This is a genomic window from Granulicella sibirica, from assembly GCF_004115155.1.
GTDB lineage: Bacteria > Acidobacteriota > Terriglobia > Terriglobales > Acidobacteriaceae > Edaphobacter > Edaphobacter sibiricus.
In genome coordinates this window covers 1,035,425-1,050,872 of record NZ_RDSM01000001.1, presented here as the reverse complement: position 1 = coordinate 1,050,872, position 15,448 = coordinate 1,035,425, and the positions used below count along the sequence as shown (strand labels likewise).

Sequence of the window (15,448 nt, the reverse complement as noted above, 5' to 3'; positions counted from 1 at the left end):
AGCACTCTGAACCCACCCTAGGCCACCGAGCCGGGTGGGTTTTTCACTGTCTGGCAAACACCAACCATCCAAGAAATATTAGGAAAAGGAAGCCGGAAGGCAAACGAACACTATGTCACTCCGCATCAACGATACCGCACCAAACTTTACCGCAGAGACCACGCAAGGCACGATCGACTTCCACGAGTGGATCGGCGATAGCTGGGTCGTCCTCTTCTCGCATCCCAAGGATTTCACGCCTGTCTGCACGACCGAACTCGGCGCCATGGCGGGTCTGGAGAGCGAGTTCGCCAAGCGCGGCGCGAAGGTCATCGGCCTCTCGGTCGATCCAGTGGAGAGCCACGCGAAGTGGTCGCAGGATATCGAGGACGTGGGCGGCCACAAGGTCACCTATCCGATGATCGGCGATCCCGAGCTGAAGGTTGCGAAGCTGTACGACATGCTTGCCGCCGACGCTGGCACTTCGAGCGAAGGCCGCACGCCTGCGCTGAACGCACCGGTACGGACCGTCTTCGTGATTGGACCGGACAAGAAGATCAAGCTTCTTCTCGCCTATCCCATGACGACAGGGCGTAACTTCGACGAAGTGCTTCGCGTGCTCGATTCGATGCAGCTCACGGCGAAGCACAAGGTGGCGACGCCGGCGAACTGGAAGCAGGGCGGCGATGTCATCATCACGGCTGCTGTGTCGAACGAGGAAGCCGATAAGATCTTCCCGGGCTACAAGACGGTGAAGCCGTATCTCCGTACGACTGCACAGCCCAAGTAAGAGCGGGTAGAATCAAAGAAGCAAAGGGAGACCCCAAAGCTCCCGCGCCGACCCGCCGTGCAGCCTCCCTGCGCGGCGGCACGGGCACCGATGGCGAAGTGGCTAACGCGCTGGTCTGCAAAACCAGTATTCATGGGTTCAAATCCCATTCGGTGCTCCATTAATTAGTATCTCGCAACTTCTGTCCGTGCCTCTGGGCTCCCGCCCGCGAGAAAAATACCCTGAAATACTATGTGCCTGACTTCAGCAGATGGAAGCATCACGATGCATACCAACGAGAGTTTGAGCTTCTGATCCGAGACCTGCAACCCAACAGGTCTGTATCCGCGAAAGCTGATGGTTGAGCTGATCCCGGTGCTGGCAGCCGCATCGCTCTTCCGTTTCTCTGACTCTTTCTTGTGTTGCTTAGGTCCAGCCATCGCCGGGGTCTCGACGTGCTTTGGGAAGCATTTCAGACCCCGATCGATGCCTGGCGGCCAGGGTCGCTCCCGGCTGCTAAGAACCACTAAACCCAGGGCTCGCCGTTACCGAATGACCAATCGGAGCGGTCAACGAAAACCATGTTGATCATAATGTCATCGGGACGGATGGAAAGCTTGCTCTTCAATTCGTCTGCAATGAAGCGGAAGAAGGCGAGCTTCGACTCCTTGTTATTTCCAACGGTACTCGTCACCTGGATCAAGAGAAAGTCAGGAGACCGATCCCAGCCGAGGAACTTCGGGTCGTAAATCAGATTGTCGCTTGATTTCTCGCTGATGACGATGAAGCGGTCGCCATCCGGCGCTTTGAGAACATCGACGATGCCTTTATAGACGATGTCGGCCACAGTGGCGCGATACTCCGGGGTTTTCCCTTCAAGTAGATCAATACGAGCGAATGGCATAGATGTCTCCTCTGGAGGCAGCGTTAGTTGAAAAACATTCAGATTTCTCTTCCGATTCGAGGCAGATGATCAGACTACATGCCCGGCCGGTAGTTCTATCTTCAGCATAGGCTGCGGGACTGGCATCCGTGAATGCCGAAGTCTTTCAGATCCATGCCTAATCCTGTCACGTAGACTAGGTCTCTATGAAGGGTCGCGAAGAATCCGCGGAGAAAATTCTCCCGGAGTTGGTCCAGAGCCTGCGTCAGTACACCGATAGTGCCAACGGACGAGATATGGTTCCGACTGCGATCGAGGGAATCTCAATTCTTCGCTCAGATCGGGCCAATCGGCCCGCGCTCTGCCTGTTCAAGCCAGCTCTCTATCTAACGCTTCAAGGCGCTAAGTGGGCGACCTTTGGTGATAAGCGTTACACCTTTGCCGTCGGACAGGCACTCATGGTCGCGGTCGACATCCCATCCCGCGGCACGGTTACCGTAGCAAGTTCCAAGATGCCGTATCTCGGCCTCGAGATCGCCTTGGATTTCGCCATCATGCAAGAGGTCGCGGAAGAGATTCAAGCCGGCCGGACTTTATCCGGAAAGACGGAAGCCCGTGGAGCATTCGTTCTGGAGGTGAGTCGTCAAATTCTGGTCTGTACCTTGCATGCGATCCGGCTTCTGGAATATCCGGAGGCAGTTCCGATACTTTATCCGGGGATCATGCGTGAGATCTGTTATTGGCTTCTCACTTGTCCTGACGGCGATCGAGTACGCCAGATGATGATCATGGCAAACGGTCACGATCGAAGGATCATTCAGTCCGTTCATACTCTTCGAGACAAGCTACGCGAGCCGATTCACGTGCGAGATCTCGTCGTTGCCGCGCATATGAGTGCGGCGACGTTTCATCGTCAATTCAAGGCAGTGACGGGAATGACGCCCGTTCAGTATCAAAAACAACTCCGCCTCCATGAGGCGCGCCGGCTCATGATCTTCAGCAATGCCACCGTAGAGTCGGGTGCGCTCGAAGTAGGGTATGCGAGCGTCTCCCAGTTCAGCCGCGAATACAGCCGCCTGTTTGGCACCTCGCCTCGACGCGACGTCTCGAACTGGAGACGCTCTCGTCCGGTCGCATGAGGGTGCATCCATTCTGAGAGCATGCACCTCCGGCGAGGAGATCAATCAAGCGTTTTCCAGCCGGAGATGATGCCGATATGGATCACGTGTAACCAGGAACAAGATGCCGCCATTTTGATCACCAGGGGATGCTGGCATTTTCCCAACGGGTGTATGTGTTTGTCGGACCGTCCGGGCCAAGCAGTGCGACGCGCACCACCTCGCGAGAGCCATCCTCCAAAGACTCAGTTCCCTCAAATCCGTTGAGGGCCGTCTTCGTGAAGCCGGGGGAGACCAGATTGACCTTGATGCCGGTCCCTTCCAACTCAACCATCATGGCAAGCGTCAACGCATTCAGAGCCGCCTTCGACGCCGGGTAGACGGCGCTGTACATTTTGCGATAGTGGAAGGCCGGGTCAGCGTTCGTGGTCAGCGAGCCGACTCCGCTGGAGACGTTGACGATGCGAGCATCGGAAGACTCGCGAAGCAGCGGCAGCATCGCCTGATAGACAGCGAGCGCACCGAACACATTGGTCTCCCATACGGCACGGACCTCGTCGAGAGAAACATTGCTCGCCCGAACAGTCTTGCTGTACTCCTGAAGAGACAAGTTGCCCTTTCTGGTATTTGAGATAGCAGCGTTATTCACGAGTAAGTCGAGCCGGCCGAACTCCTTGCGAATGCTCTCCGCCGCGGCATCGATCGAAACGCGATCGGTCACATCGATCTGCAGGGCCGTGGCTCCCGTACCGATCTCCGCGGCTGCGGTCTTGCCGCGTTCCAAGTCGCGAGACCCGACGAACACGGTCATTCCGCTCGCGACAAGTTCCTTCGCTACTTGGAGCCCGACTCCTTGATTCGCTCCGGTAACCAGAGCAATGCGTGTATTTGCCATCATTTCCTCCTTGATACAACAAGCGGAAATCCTGCTATCCTGACTGGAAAGCCGGAACCCTGTTCCAGATCATAAACGGAACATAGTTCCGTTTGCAAGTCCGCGCCCATGAAAAAGAAATCACAGGGAAACGTCGATCTGAAGAAGTCTGCCGTGAAGAAGTCTGCCGTGAAGAAGTCTGCCGTGAAGAAGTCTGCCGTAAAGGAGCCGGACGAGACAGCGCCCCGGCTGATGCGCGCCGACGCACGCCGCAAAATGGACTCCCTGGTGCAGGCGGCTACTGAGGTCTTTGCCACGTCGGGAGTTGACGCGCCGGTTCGGGAGATCGCGGACAAGGCGGGTGTTGGCCTCGGCACAATGTATCGTCACTTTCCGCGGCGTTCGGATCTCATCGCCGCCGTGATGCAGACACAGGTAGATGCATGCGCAGACGCGGCATCCACGCTTGCAAAAAAGTATGAGCCGGGCGACGCGCTTGCGCGCTGGCTTTACCGCCTTATGGATTTCTTCGGCACAAAGCGTGGGCTTGCCGCCGCGCTCCATTCGGGCGATCCCGCGTACAGTACTCTGCCTGGTTATTTCCTGAGACGGATCAACGCCGCGCTCGCGGAGCTGATCGATGCGGCTGTTGCAGCGAAGGTCGTGCGTCCCGGGGTCAATCCCGAGGATCTATTGTGGGCAGTCGCGGCTTTGTGCCACGGGCGTGACGGGAAAGAACCCGCATACGCTCGCAAGATGGTGGACCTGCTCGTGGATGGCCTCCGTTTTGGAGCGAGCAAGCCAACCCGGCACCGCTGAGAACAACACAAACATCTCGAGTGCCGATAGGTGAGCTCTCTCCTCTGCCACGATCGATTCACCATGCTCTCAATTGAATCGCCAGGCCAACCCTCTCGTGTTCGTGGGAGTGGCGGCGAGGATAAGCATCCTGTCCGCTGCCACGAGATCCGGTACCGTGCCATAGAGTACGGACGATGTCCCATTCAGCATCACTCCTGGGAGCGGTAAAAGGATTGGGCTCAGCGGCAAGAGCAGTAAGCTCAGGATAGCGACAGCCGTGCCCGCCTCTGTGGTCAGTACAATTGCCAGCAGCCCAAGGCGTTCGCCGAGCCAGCCACAAGCAGCCTTGCCAAAAGCTCCGCCGATGAAAATAAGTGAAGCGCCGACAAGCGCATCGCACGGTCAAATGCCGAGTACCCTCTCATTGATCGCGGTATGTGGATTGTGCGCCTTATCCGCTGCCGCCGACTCGCCTGTTACTCGCCCGGCGGCTACTGCAGTGCGAGGCTGCCGATCGGCTCGAAGTAAGCGGCGGAGGTAATTGCGGATGCCGGAGCGACGTTGCCGTTGGCGCTGGATGTGAACTTGAGGATCTCGGATCCGCTGAGGACGTAGATATTCCCGGTGCTGTCCACGCGGAGGTTATGGATAAAGCCGAAGTCAGCGGCGGAACCAGAGATAGTGCGAGTGGGTGCCACGTTGCCCGTCGATCCGGCGGCGAAGACAAGAATGCTCGGGACTTCGGTATGGATGTCGTTCGTGGTGGGCAGGGTGGTGGAGGCGACGTAGATATTTCCCGCAGAATCGATGGCGACTCCTGAGATGTTAACGATGGTGGTGAGTGGGCCTCCGAGAACTGTGGTGGGGGCGATGTTACCGGTTGCGGTCGGCGGAAAGAACAGGATAGAACCTGGGGTCTGGTAGGCGTTGACGCCAACGTAGACGCCTCCAGCCGGCGTCACCGCGATCTGTGGGATGGCGCCGGACATTGCGGTCTGATCGCCGGCGATGACGCGAGACGGCGGGACGTTGCCGTTGGCGCTCGGAGAGAAGACGGAGATGCCATCGACGATGCGTCCGCCGGGGCCGTTTGGACCGACGACGACGTCGGCTGCGACAAAGAGGTTCCCCGCGCTGTCCACGTCGAGTGATGCGATCGGATTACTGGAGAGGTTCTGGAGACCGGTGGCGGAGCCTGCAATCGTACGGGTGGGCGCGCTTGTTCCGGCGCTGCCGAGGGCGTAGACGAGCAGGTCGACACCGCCGGGACCCGTGTTGGGGCTTGCGTTGTAGGTGTTCGCGCCCACGTAGAGGTTTCCGGATGCGTCTTCGGCGAGAGCCTGAAAGATGACATTGGCCGGACCGGTAATGGTGGAGGCAGGAGTGGCGGGACCGACAGAGGCCTTGGGAAAGCGCAGGATGCTGGAGGGCTGCGGTGGAGAGAAGGCATCGTTGTCCTGGAAGACGTAGATGCTATCGGCCGGAGTCGGGCTGGCGACGGGAGTCGGCGTGACGGTCGTGGTGCTTACGGCTTGCGACATGCCTCCGCCGCAGCCGATCGCCAGAAGGAGGATCGGGGTCGTTGAGAGAGAGAGCAGGAGCTTACCGTTATGGGTTGGCATAGTCTGTCCGATGGTGCATCGAAGGGCCGAATCGTTGCGCAAAGGACGAGAACCCGATGATCACGCGTTGTGCTGCCTGGAACAGCCTCGGTTCGCTCCGCGGAGAGTATACCGGATTTTCGCCAAGCCCTTTTTCAAGCAGGCGAACGAATTGTTCTGTCTTTTGCAGGTGATCGATGGGCGAGAGTTTGACGGCCTCCCACGACTCTTTTCCTGTCGATGCGCCAATTTCCGACGATTTTCGACTACTTGAAATCGCAAGTGCTGCCTCGATCCGGTATTTTTAGGTTGGGACGATGAGGGCAGACGCATGAAGCACCACCGAAGCAAAGCGAAGCAGGGCGGATGACGAATCCTCCCAACCAGCCGGACCAGCTTCCTCTCGCGCAGCCTGTGCTCGGGCCGCTTACACGCGCGGCAATCTTTCTTGTGGTGACCGTGAAGCCGGAGCCGGGGAGCTACGAAATCATGCGCTCCTTTTGCAGCGGCCTCTCGGGTCTCATCCGTGCCGTGGAGTTCCGCGACATCGATGCGGGGCTTACGTGCATCGCGTCGTTCGGCTCGGATGTATGGGACAAGCTGTTCGGCAGGACCCGGCCGGCGGAACTGCATCCCTTCCGAGAGTTCCGCAGCGGCGAACGATATGCTCCGGCTACCCCGGGCGATGTTCTCTTTCACATCCGCGCCGGGCGGATGGACATCTGCTTCGAGCTTGCGACGCAGATCATGGAACAGATCGGCGACGCGGTCACCGTCGCTGATGAGGTCCAGGGCTTCCGCTACTTCGAGGATCGTGACCTGATCGGCTTCGTCGATGGCACGGAGAACCCGAGAGGAAACCTTGCTCTCGAGTCCGCGCTTGTTGGTGATGAGGACGCTGCCTTCGCTGGCGGCAGCTATGTCATCGTGCAGAAGTATTTCCACGATATGAAGGCATGGAACGCCCTCTCGACCGAGGCGCAGGAGCGCATCATCGGCCGCAAGAAGCTCACCGATATCGAGCTCGATGATGCCACCAAGCCGGCATCGGCCCATACGGCATTGACTGTCATCGAGGAGAACGGCAAAGAGCTCAAGATCCTTCGGGATAACATGCCCTTCGGGCAGCCGGGACGCGGAGAGTTTGGGACTTACTTCATCGGCTACAGCCGAACGCCGCGCGTCACCGAACTGATGCTCGAGAACATGTTTATTGGGCGGCCTCCGGGAAATTACGACAAGCTGCTCGACTTCAGCAAGGCGGTTACGGGCGGCCTGTTCTTCGCGCCATCGGTCACGTTCCTCGACGGCGTTGGTGAGGAACAGCCCGCGGCGGCAATCGCAACCCTGCCTGCAGCCCCGGAACCGCCTGCCCCCGCGGTACGGCGCGACACATCACTTGGAATCGGTTCGCTCAAAGGAGAACGACATGAATAACCTCCATCGGGAGTTGGCACCAATCTCGGACGCCGCATGGGATCAGATCGAGGAGGAGACGACTCGCACGCTGAAGCGCTATCTCGCTGGCCGCCGCGTCGTCGATGTTCCGACGCCGAGCGGCATTGCCTTGCCGGCGGTGGGCACAGGGCACCTGGTGTCGATTGCCTCTCCGGGGGAAGAGATCATCGCGAGGCAGCGCGAGGTGAAGCCGCTCGTCGAGTTGCGCGTTCCCTTCGAGCTGACGCGCGAGGCCATCGATGACGTCGAGCGTGGCTCGGACGACTCCGACTGGCAACCGGCCAAGGACGCTGCCCGGAAGATCGCCTTCGCCGAGGACCACGCCATCTTCAACGGCTATAACGAAGCCAACATCCAGGGCATCCGCGAAGGCACGAGCAACCCCATGATGACGCTGCCTGCCGATGTGCGGGAGTATCCCGACGCGGTCGCGCAGGCGCTGAGCCAGCTTCGACTTGTCGGCGTCAACGGACCGTACTCAATCCTGCTGGGAGCCAAGGCCTACACGGAGCTTGCCGAGACCCGCGACAACGGGCACCCCGTGCTCGAACACGTGAAGCGCCTTGTGGATGGCAACATCGTCTGGGCTCCGGCGATTGAAGGGGCGTTCGTGTTGACGACGCGCGGCGGCGACTTCGAGCTTGTCATCGGGCAGGACGTTTCGATCGGGTATCTAAGCCACACAGACACGGCGGTGAAGCTCTATCTGCAGGAGACGTTCACGTTTCGCATGCTGACCAGCGAGGCATCCGTGGCACTCTCCCCGGCCTGAAGAAGAGCTTCTGGTCTGGGTTCTCTAGAATGAAAGAACCATGCGCCAGAAGCTCCGCTCCGCACTCTTTTTTGCTGTCTCTCTTTCGCTCGCTCCCGCTGCCTGGACGCAGGCCGGCGCAAACCTTGCGCAGCAGGGTTGGTACGCCGACCCGGAAATTCGGGTCTTCGACGGGCAGTACTGGATCTACCCGACTTCGTCTAGCCCGGAGGTTCATTTCGATCCCCAGTGGGGTGCTCAAACCCAGCGCGCAGACGCCCAGGCGAACCAGACCTTCAACCCTTTGCAGCAGAAGCTGCGCAGTGGGCATGTTGTGCACCCGGTCTATCTCCTGCACACCTCGCTGGACGCTTTCTCCTCGCCTGACCTTGTGCACTGGACGAAACACCCGGATGTTCTTGACGTAAAAAACGTTCCCTGGGCGGCCTATGCCGTCTGGGCTCCTACCGCGATTCACGCCAACGGAAAGTACTATCTCTTCTTCGCCGCGAACGACATTCAGAAGACCGACACCTTTCCAGGTGGCATCGGCGTCGCTGTCAGCGACAAGCCTGGCGGCCCTTTCATCGACGCACTCGGCAAGCCGCTCATCGGTGAGTTCCACAACGGCGCTCAGCCCATCGATCCCATGGTCTACCAGGATGACGATGGCTCGATCTACTTCTATTACGGTGGCCAGGGACACTGCAATGTCTCCCGTCTCGCCCCAGATATGAAGAGTGTGATTCCTATGAAGGACGGCTCGAGGTACAAGGAGATCACGCCCGAGCACTATGTCGAGGGGCCGTTCATGATCAAGCGCAAGGGCGTGTATTACTTCATGTGGTCCGAAGGCAACTGGGGCGACTCCAGCTACGGCGTTGCGTATGCAAAGAGCACGAGTCCGACCGGACCTTTTGTGCGCGCCGGGAAGATCCTCCAGACCGACCCAGCCATCGCAAACGGCCCGGGACACCACTCTGTTGTGCAGATACCGGGCACGGACGACTGGTACATCATCTACCATCGCCACCCGCTTGGCACAACCGGCGCGAACGAACGTCTGATGGCCATCGACCCCATGCGCTTCGACGCGAACGGAGACATCGAACCCGTCAAGATGACCATGGATGGCCCCGGACCACGCACACTGCCGAAGCCCTGAATGATATGTCGCGTTGTAAGCGAGGGACTTAGTCGCCCGCTCCGGCAACAGAGGCTTCGTTCACCGCATCACAAAGGTTTGTAGCCCGGGGGATATCGTATGGGAAAGCTCACAAAGATCATTCTTTCCGCTCTCGCGGCGCTGGTTGTAATCGTCATTCTCGCAGCCGTCGCACTCCCCATGTTCCTCAACGCCGATTCCTTCCGGACTCGCATCGAGACGGAACTTTCGAAGTCCCTTGGCCGCAAGGTAACCATCGGCAAGTTAAACCTGTCGATACTCTCTGGTGGCCTACTCGCCGAAAATGCGGTCATCGCCGACGACCCGCGGTTCAGCAGCCAGCCGTTCATCCAGGCCGACAGCGTGAAGATCGGCGTCGAGGTGCTTCCTCTTGTGCTGCGCCGCGAGGTCAACATCGAAGGTTTCTTCCTGCAGTCGCCCAAGGTTCAACTGATCCGCGCCGCGAACGGCACGTGGAACTACTCGTCGATCGGCGGTGCGTCCACGAAGCAGCCAACCCCGGGAGCGCAGCCCCAGGACCTGAGCGTTGGCCACGTGGAAGTCGCTGACGGACGCGTCACGGTCTCCGTGCAGGCTGCGGCCGGAGCTTCCAGCACGCCGTCCCGCGTGTATGACCAGATGACGCTCGACGTCACCGGGTTCAGCTTCACCAAGGCGTTCCCGTTCAAAGTCGGCGCGCACCTTCCCGGTGATGGAACAGTCACCGCCAATGGGACCGCTGGCCCTATCAATCAGCAGGACGCCTCCGAGACGCCCTTCTCCGGACACCTTGAGTTGAAGCACATCGATCCGCTCGCTGCCGGCTTTGTCGACGCGTCCGACGGCATCTCCGGGCTGGTCGAGAACCTCGTCCTCGACGCTGCCTGGAGCGGTCAGCAGATGCACGTGACGAAGCTCCTCGTCGACACTCCGCATCTCGCCATCGTGCGCTCGAACACGCCGAAGCAGCCGAAGCCCGTGGGCGCCAACCCCGAAGGCACGACCATGCTTCGCAGCCTGACAGTCGATAGTGCGGAGGTGAAGAACGGAACCGTCACCCTCACCACCGCCGGCCAGGCCGGAGCCCCCGCGGTCTACCAGCAGCTCAATGCGCAGGTAACGAACCTCACGCCGACAAGCTGGTCGCCCTTCAGCCTCACAGCGCAGCTACCCGGCGGTGGAAGCCTCGCGGCCAATGGGAAGGCTGGCCCATTCAACGCGGAGAACAATGCAGCAACGCCCCTTTCCGCGCAGATCACGCTCAAGCATGTCGAGCTTGAGACCAGCGGCGTTCTCGCCCCCGACGCCGGCATCAGCGGCCTCGCCGACCTCCAGGCGCTCGTGCAGTCGAACGGCCAGCTCCTTACCGCGACGGGTACCGCTCACGTCGACAACATCAAGCTGGCCCGAAACGGCCGTCCATCCGCGAAGCCCGTCGAAGCTCAGTTCGCCGTCGCGCAGAACGAGCAGGCCATGACGGGCGAGATCCAGCATGCAGCGCTCTCCGTTGGACGCGCTGCGGTGAACCTCGCCGGAACCTATCAGTCCAGTGGCCCCACCACCGCCATTAACCTCAAGGTTAATGGAAACGCGATGCCGATCGATGAGATCGAGGCGTTCCTTCCCGCCCTTGGCGTCAGCCTTCCGCAGGGCTCGCGCCTTCAAGGAGGAACCGTGACCGCCGCACTCACCGTATCCGGTTCCACCGCCTCGCCCATCATTAGCGGCCCGGTGAGCCTCAGCAACACGCAGCTCGCCGGCTTCGACCTCGGTGCCAAGCTGCAGGGCCTGTCGAAGCTGACCGGAGGCAGGATCGGCTTAGCCACGGGCTCCGGTACGACCGTCCGCTCGCTCAGCATGGATGTTCGCGAGCAGTCAGGAAATATCCGCACCGACAAGATCGCCCTCGATGTCGCCGGAGTCGGAACAGCAACGGGTGCCGGGAGCGTCAGCGAGGGCGGCGCACTGAACTACAGCATGCTCTTGAAGCTCACCGGTCTCGTCAACACGTCCCCGGGCTCTGCGCCTGCGTCGAACAACGGCGGTGTTGCCGGACTTGTCGGCGGGCTCGCGGGATTCATCCCCGGCGGAGCGGCGGGAGGCGGCGGGCTCGGATCGATCGGTGGCATCGCGGGCAACGTCCTCAAGAATGGCATCCCAGTCGATATCGCAGGCACGACCAGCAATCCCACCTTCGCACCGAAGATCGGGAGTATCGCTACGAGCGTTGGACTGGGCGCGGCCCAGGGATTCATCCCCGGCAAAAAGTCAGGCTCGTCCGATGGCAAGGTGGTCGGTGATCCTCTGAAGAATGCGCTCGGCGGCCTGCTCGGCAAACACTAGGGTTTTACGCTCGAAAGAGCCGGGACTTTCTTTGGCGTCGTCGTGATGACGATCACGCTCACCAGCACAAAGAGTGTGCCGAGTACGGTCCGCAAACCAAGTGGTTCGCCTCCGAAGAAATACCCAAGCACGACAGCCACCACGGGGTTCACATAGGCATAGGTTCCGACCTTTGTCGGCGACTCGTGATGGATCAGCCATACATAGGCCGTGAAGCCGATGATCGAGCCGAAGACGATCAGGTAAAGCAGCGCGAACCAGGCCTCACGCGAGACCTTGGCTGGATCGAATCCGCGCAGTTCGCCCAGCGTGGCGGATGTCAGGGCGAGCAGCACGCCACCCACGAGCATCTGTGCGCCCGAACTCATCCCCTTCGACTCCGGCAGGGGCAGCTTCCGCGTCAACACGGAGCCAATCGCCCAGCTTACCGAGCCGACGATCAGCGCCACCGCGCCCCATGCGTTAATGGGTTCGCCTCCGAGGACGACGGTATGGCTCATCAGCACCGCCACGCCGCCAAGCCCGATCAGAAGCGCGACAGCAAGCCGGACCGTGAGCGTCTGCGTGCGCAGGAAGACGATCTCCGCGAGCGCCATGAACGCGGGAATCGTCGCCATCATGACGGCGGCGACGCCGGACGGGACGCGCTGCTCCGCCCAGAAGAGGAGCCCGTAGTCGAAGACGAAGATCAGGAGCGCAATCAGCGAGACCGACAGCCACTGTCGCGGATTCGGCGGCCGCTCGCCCCTGGCAATCGTCCAGCCGAAGAGCACAAGGCCCGCCGCCAGAAACCGCATTGCCGCGAGGAGAAAGGGGGGAACCTCGTGTACTCCCACGCGAATCGCGAGAAACGTCGAGCCCCACACGAGATAGATAATCGCGAACGCCAGCAGCGTCTTCCACGCCGGGCGAACAGTACTTTTCTCCATGGAAGCTAACTCTATCAAGTTCCGTATCTGGGCGTTCTTACAGCCCTTTTGCGCGCGAGAGTGGTGTTTTCGAAACCCATGAGGCGACAATAGGGGAATGGCCTTTTCCGCGGAGACGAACGCGCCCAAGTCACGGAGCAGCAGGGTTCCCTTTATCCTGCTGGGGTGCGTCCTGTTTCCAGCCCTGATCTTTCTTTCCTTCCTGCCGGAGAGTGGGAAGTCGACGCTGCACACGATGGGCAGGTTCCACAGCCTCGGTCACGTCCTCGCCTTTACGGTCGTCGCTTACGTCGCGGGGCGCGCCTCCTGGTCGCGCCAGGTCAGCCTTGTCCTGTTCTTCGTGGCGATTCTCTCCGGACTCGCGATCGAGGTGGGAGAGCACCTTATCTACGGCAGCAGTCTGGAATGGCTGGACATCGTCACCGACAGCATAGGGGTTCTTCTCGGGACAATCCTTGCTCTTCCGAAAGCACGCGGGATACAGCAAAGCTCTCGTCGGGAGTGATCCGCGGTTCTTAATGCGTGCCCGCGGTCGTTGCGCCGCTGAAACCGCCCATCCCAAGCCGCCAACCAAGAAACGTATATTCGTCGGCCTGAAGCTTCAGCGCTTGCTTCCGTCCCGATCCGATGCCATGGCCGGCGTCGAAGTCCACGCGGAGCAAAATTGGATTCGTTGACCCGTTCGCCGCCTGCAGGCGCGCTGTCATCTTCGTCAACATCCAGCTCGTCACCCTTGGGTCGTTCGCGCCTGTTTCCAGCAGTACAGCCGGATACTTCGCGCCGTCTTTCACATGGGCATAGGGGCTGATCGCATACATCGCGCGGAACTCCGGTTCGACCGAGACCGATCCGTATTCGAAGGCGTTCATGCCTCCGCTCGAGCGCTTCTCGCTCCGCAGGATATCCGTGATGCCCACCCGGTAAAGGACCGCGCCGAGCATCTCGGGATGCTGCGTCAGGAAGCCGCCCACCGCAATGCCGCCCGCGCTCGTTCCAGACACGGCAAGATGCGGCTGCGAGGTATAGCGTCTGTCGATCAGATACTGCGCGCACGCCACAAAGTCATCGATCGTGTGCTGCTTGGTCGTCTTCATCCCGGCCAGATGCCACGCCTCGCCACGCTCGCCTCCACCCCGCACATGCGCGAGCGCGAAGACGCCGCCGCGATTCAGCCACGGCAGCAGGGAAGGATCGAAGAACGGTGGAATGGACGTTCCATACGCGCCATAGGCTTCGACCAGAGTAGGATGCGACCCATCCATCGCGAGGCCCTTGCGGTAGAGGATCGAGAGCGGCACCATCGTCCCGTCAGCGCTCTTCGCCTGTACCTCCGCTGTCGTCACCCCTGACATGTCGATTGGATTCGGAGCCTGCAGTCCGGTGTCCGCGAAGCTGCGTGTCTCCGGCGCATAGGCATAGATGAGCTTCGGCGTCGTCCATCCCATCATCGCCATGGTGACGCCGGGCCTGCGATAATCGGCGTCCGCCGAGAGGACCGTTCCCGAGGTAGGCAGCTTCAACTCCACGTGTTCCGCCTCGTGCTCATACGGGATCCGCGTAACCACCCCGAGCCCGTCGCGAAAGCCGTAGACGTACAACGCATCGCTTGCGGCGGCCAGGCCTGATCCTGTTCTGCTCGAGAGCACGAGGCTGCTCTCCGGCAGCAACACGTGGGCGTCGGCGAACGTCTCCTTCGCGAGATCGAAGGCGACCACACGGCCATTGCTGACCGCACCGTTCGCCCCGCTCTTGGTCTTGATGTAAAGGCGCGTTCCGTGGAGCGCGAAGTCCATCATGCCGTCTTCGTGCTTCACCACCGGCGTCCAGGCGCCACGGTCCGTCGTGCGCAGCCATAGCGCCGGCGTCTCGACGACCCCGGAGACCTGTCCCGCGAGCAGCATCTTCGTTCCCGGTACGGGCAAAACGAAGACGTCGCCATTCTTCGGAAGGACCGGATCTTTCGTCACATCAGGCCCAAAGACTGCCTGGTCGGTATCTTCCGGCAGACCAATGCGGTGCAGATAGACCCGCCTGTTGTCGTACTTCGTGGACGCCGGCGCGCCCGGGACCATTGGCTGCAGGCGTGAAAAGTAGAAGAATTTACTGTCGTCCGTCCAGGCGGGTTCGGCGTCCTGCGCCCGCGAGATCGCCTCGCTCAGGAGCGCCCCCGTCGTCGTGTCAAGCACGCGCAGCACCGAGTTCTCCGATCCTCCAAGCGAGACTCCCACCGCGAGGTATTTTCCATCCGGTGAGGGAACGAAGTAGTCGATTGCCGCGTGCTTGCCGCCCTCGGCCAGCGTGGCCGGGTCGAGCAGCAGCCGGGCACTCCCTCCGCTGACTGGCCGCGTCATCAACCGCGCATCGCTCTTTCCCGGAGGCAGGTCACGGTAGAAGTATTGATCGAGCGCACGCACCACGCCTCCGGTCTGCGTCACCGTATCGGATAGCTTGGTCAACTCATCGAGAATCTGCGCGTCCTGTGCGGCGAAGGGCTGAAGCGTCTGCGCCGTGACCGCATTCTGTGCCTGCATATAGGCCTGCAATTCGTCCGTGCTTGTCTCCATCCAGCGGTACGGATCGGTCACTGTGGTGCCGAAGTAGCTGTCCGTAACCGGTCGAACCGGCGCGACCGGAGCCGTGGCCGGAACCTGGGCTAAAGCGAAGGCAGGAGAGGCAAGCAGGAAAAATCCAGCGAGACGGTGCATCGGATCACTCCGGGAAAGAGGGGAAATTTGGGCCAGGATGGAAGTATCGCACGCTGGTTCAGCCCGACAGCC

Annotated in this window: 13 protein-coding genes and 1 tRNA gene; 9 read left to right on the top strand and 5 right to left on the bottom strand. The window is 60.6% G+C overall.

The features are described 5' to 3' along the window. Nucleotides 1-112 precede the first annotated feature (112 nt). Both GRAN_RS04395 and GRAN_RS04390 read left to right on the top strand, forming a co-directional pair. A complete protein-coding gene (locus tag GRAN_RS04395; RefSeq protein ID WP_128911765.1) occupies nucleotides 113-769 on the top strand; it encodes a peroxiredoxin in 657 nt (218 codons plus the stop codon). A gap of 84 nt (nucleotides 770-853) precedes the next feature. Continuing rightward, a tRNA-Cys gene (locus tag GRAN_RS04390) sits at nucleotides 854-929 on the top strand. A 345-nt stretch (nucleotides 930-1,274) separates the two neighbouring features. On the opposite strand, the gene GRAN_RS04385 is transcribed toward GRAN_RS04390, so the two are convergent. After that, the gene (locus GRAN_RS04385; RefSeq protein ID WP_128911764.1) at nucleotides 1,275-1,652 is read right to left on the bottom strand and encodes a tautomerase family protein; all 378 of its coding nucleotides are present in this window, start codon (nucleotides 1,650-1,652) and stop codon (nucleotides 1,275-1,277) included. A gap of 185 nt (nucleotides 1,653-1,837) precedes the next feature. On the opposite strand from GRAN_RS04385, the gene GRAN_RS04380 reads away from it, so the two are divergent. Beyond that, nucleotides 1,838-2,770 (top strand): AraC family transcriptional regulator, encoded by a 933-nt coding sequence (locus GRAN_RS04380; protein WP_128911763.1) that lies wholly within the window; start codon nucleotides 1,838-1,840, stop codon nucleotides 2,768-2,770. 118 nt (nucleotides 2,771-2,888) lie between these two features. On the opposite strand, the gene GRAN_RS04375 is transcribed toward GRAN_RS04380, so the two are convergent. Beyond that, nucleotides 2,889-3,644 carry an SDR family NAD(P)-dependent oxidoreductase gene (locus GRAN_RS04375; RefSeq protein ID WP_128911762.1) on the bottom strand — a complete coding sequence of 252 codons (756 nt, stop codon included), beginning with the start codon at nucleotides 3,642-3,644 and terminating at the stop codon, nucleotides 2,889-2,891. A 108-nt stretch (nucleotides 3,645-3,752) separates the two neighbouring features. Between GRAN_RS04375 and GRAN_RS04370 the strand changes: the two genes are divergently transcribed. Continuing rightward, the gene (locus GRAN_RS04370; RefSeq protein ID WP_128911761.1) at nucleotides 3,753-4,442 is read left to right on the top strand and encodes a TetR/AcrR family transcriptional regulator; all 690 of its coding nucleotides are present in this window, start codon (nucleotides 3,753-3,755) and stop codon (nucleotides 4,440-4,442) included. Nucleotides 4,443-4,915: 473 nt separating this feature from the next. Here the strand turns inward: GRAN_RS04370 and GRAN_RS04360 are convergent, their stop codons facing one another. Then, the gene (locus tag GRAN_RS04360) at nucleotides 4,916-6,046 is read right to left on the bottom strand and encodes an SBBP repeat-containing protein (protein WP_128911760.1); all 1,131 of its coding nucleotides are present in this window, start codon (nucleotides 6,044-6,046) and stop codon (nucleotides 4,916-4,918) included. A gap of 345 nt (nucleotides 6,047-6,391) precedes the next feature. Between GRAN_RS04360 and GRAN_RS04355 the strand changes: the two genes are divergently transcribed. From GRAN_RS04355 to GRAN_RS04340, 4 genes are all read left to right on the top strand, one after another. Then, a complete protein-coding gene (locus GRAN_RS04355) occupies nucleotides 6,392-7,462 on the top strand; it encodes a Dyp-type peroxidase (protein ID WP_128911759.1) in 1,071 nt (356 codons plus the stop codon). After that, nucleotides 7,455-8,255 carry a family 1 encapsulin nanocompartment shell protein gene (locus GRAN_RS04350; protein WP_128911758.1) on the top strand — a complete coding sequence of 267 codons (801 nt, stop codon included), beginning with the start codon at nucleotides 7,455-7,457 and terminating at the stop codon, nucleotides 8,253-8,255. Before GRAN_RS04355 ends, GRAN_RS04350 begins: the two co-directional genes overlap by 8 nt. A gap of 40 nt (nucleotides 8,256-8,295) precedes the next feature. Continuing rightward, nucleotides 8,296-9,399 carry a glycoside hydrolase family 43 protein gene (locus GRAN_RS04345; protein ID WP_128911757.1) on the top strand — a complete coding sequence of 368 codons (1,104 nt, stop codon included), beginning with the start codon at nucleotides 8,296-8,298 and terminating at the stop codon, nucleotides 9,397-9,399. Nucleotides 9,400-9,498: 99 nt separating this feature from the next. Beyond that, a complete protein-coding gene (locus GRAN_RS04340; protein WP_128911756.1) occupies nucleotides 9,499-11,742 on the top strand; it encodes an AsmA family protein in 2,244 nt (747 codons plus the stop codon). Here GRAN_RS04340 and GRAN_RS04335 read toward each other — a convergent pair. Further along, the gene (locus tag GRAN_RS04335; RefSeq protein WP_128911755.1) at nucleotides 11,739-12,671 is read right to left on the bottom strand and encodes an EamA family transporter; all 933 of its coding nucleotides are present in this window, start codon (nucleotides 12,669-12,671) and stop codon (nucleotides 11,739-11,741) included. The genes GRAN_RS04340 and GRAN_RS04335 overlap by 4 nt on opposite strands. A gap of 97 nt (nucleotides 12,672-12,768) precedes the next feature. On the opposite strand from GRAN_RS04335, the gene GRAN_RS04330 reads away from it, so the two are divergent. After that, entirely contained in the window at nucleotides 12,769-13,176 is a 408-nt protein-coding gene (locus GRAN_RS04330) for a VanZ family protein (protein ID WP_128911754.1), read from the top strand. A gap of 10 nt (nucleotides 13,177-13,186) precedes the next feature. Here the strand turns inward: GRAN_RS04330 and GRAN_RS04325 are convergent, their stop codons facing one another. Beyond that, nucleotides 13,187-15,376, bottom strand: a complete 2,190-nt coding sequence (locus GRAN_RS04325) for a prolyl oligopeptidase family serine peptidase (RefSeq protein ID WP_161570832.1) — start codon at nucleotides 15,374-15,376, stop codon at nucleotides 13,187-13,189. Between the last annotated feature and the right edge of the window lie 72 nt (nucleotides 15,377-15,448).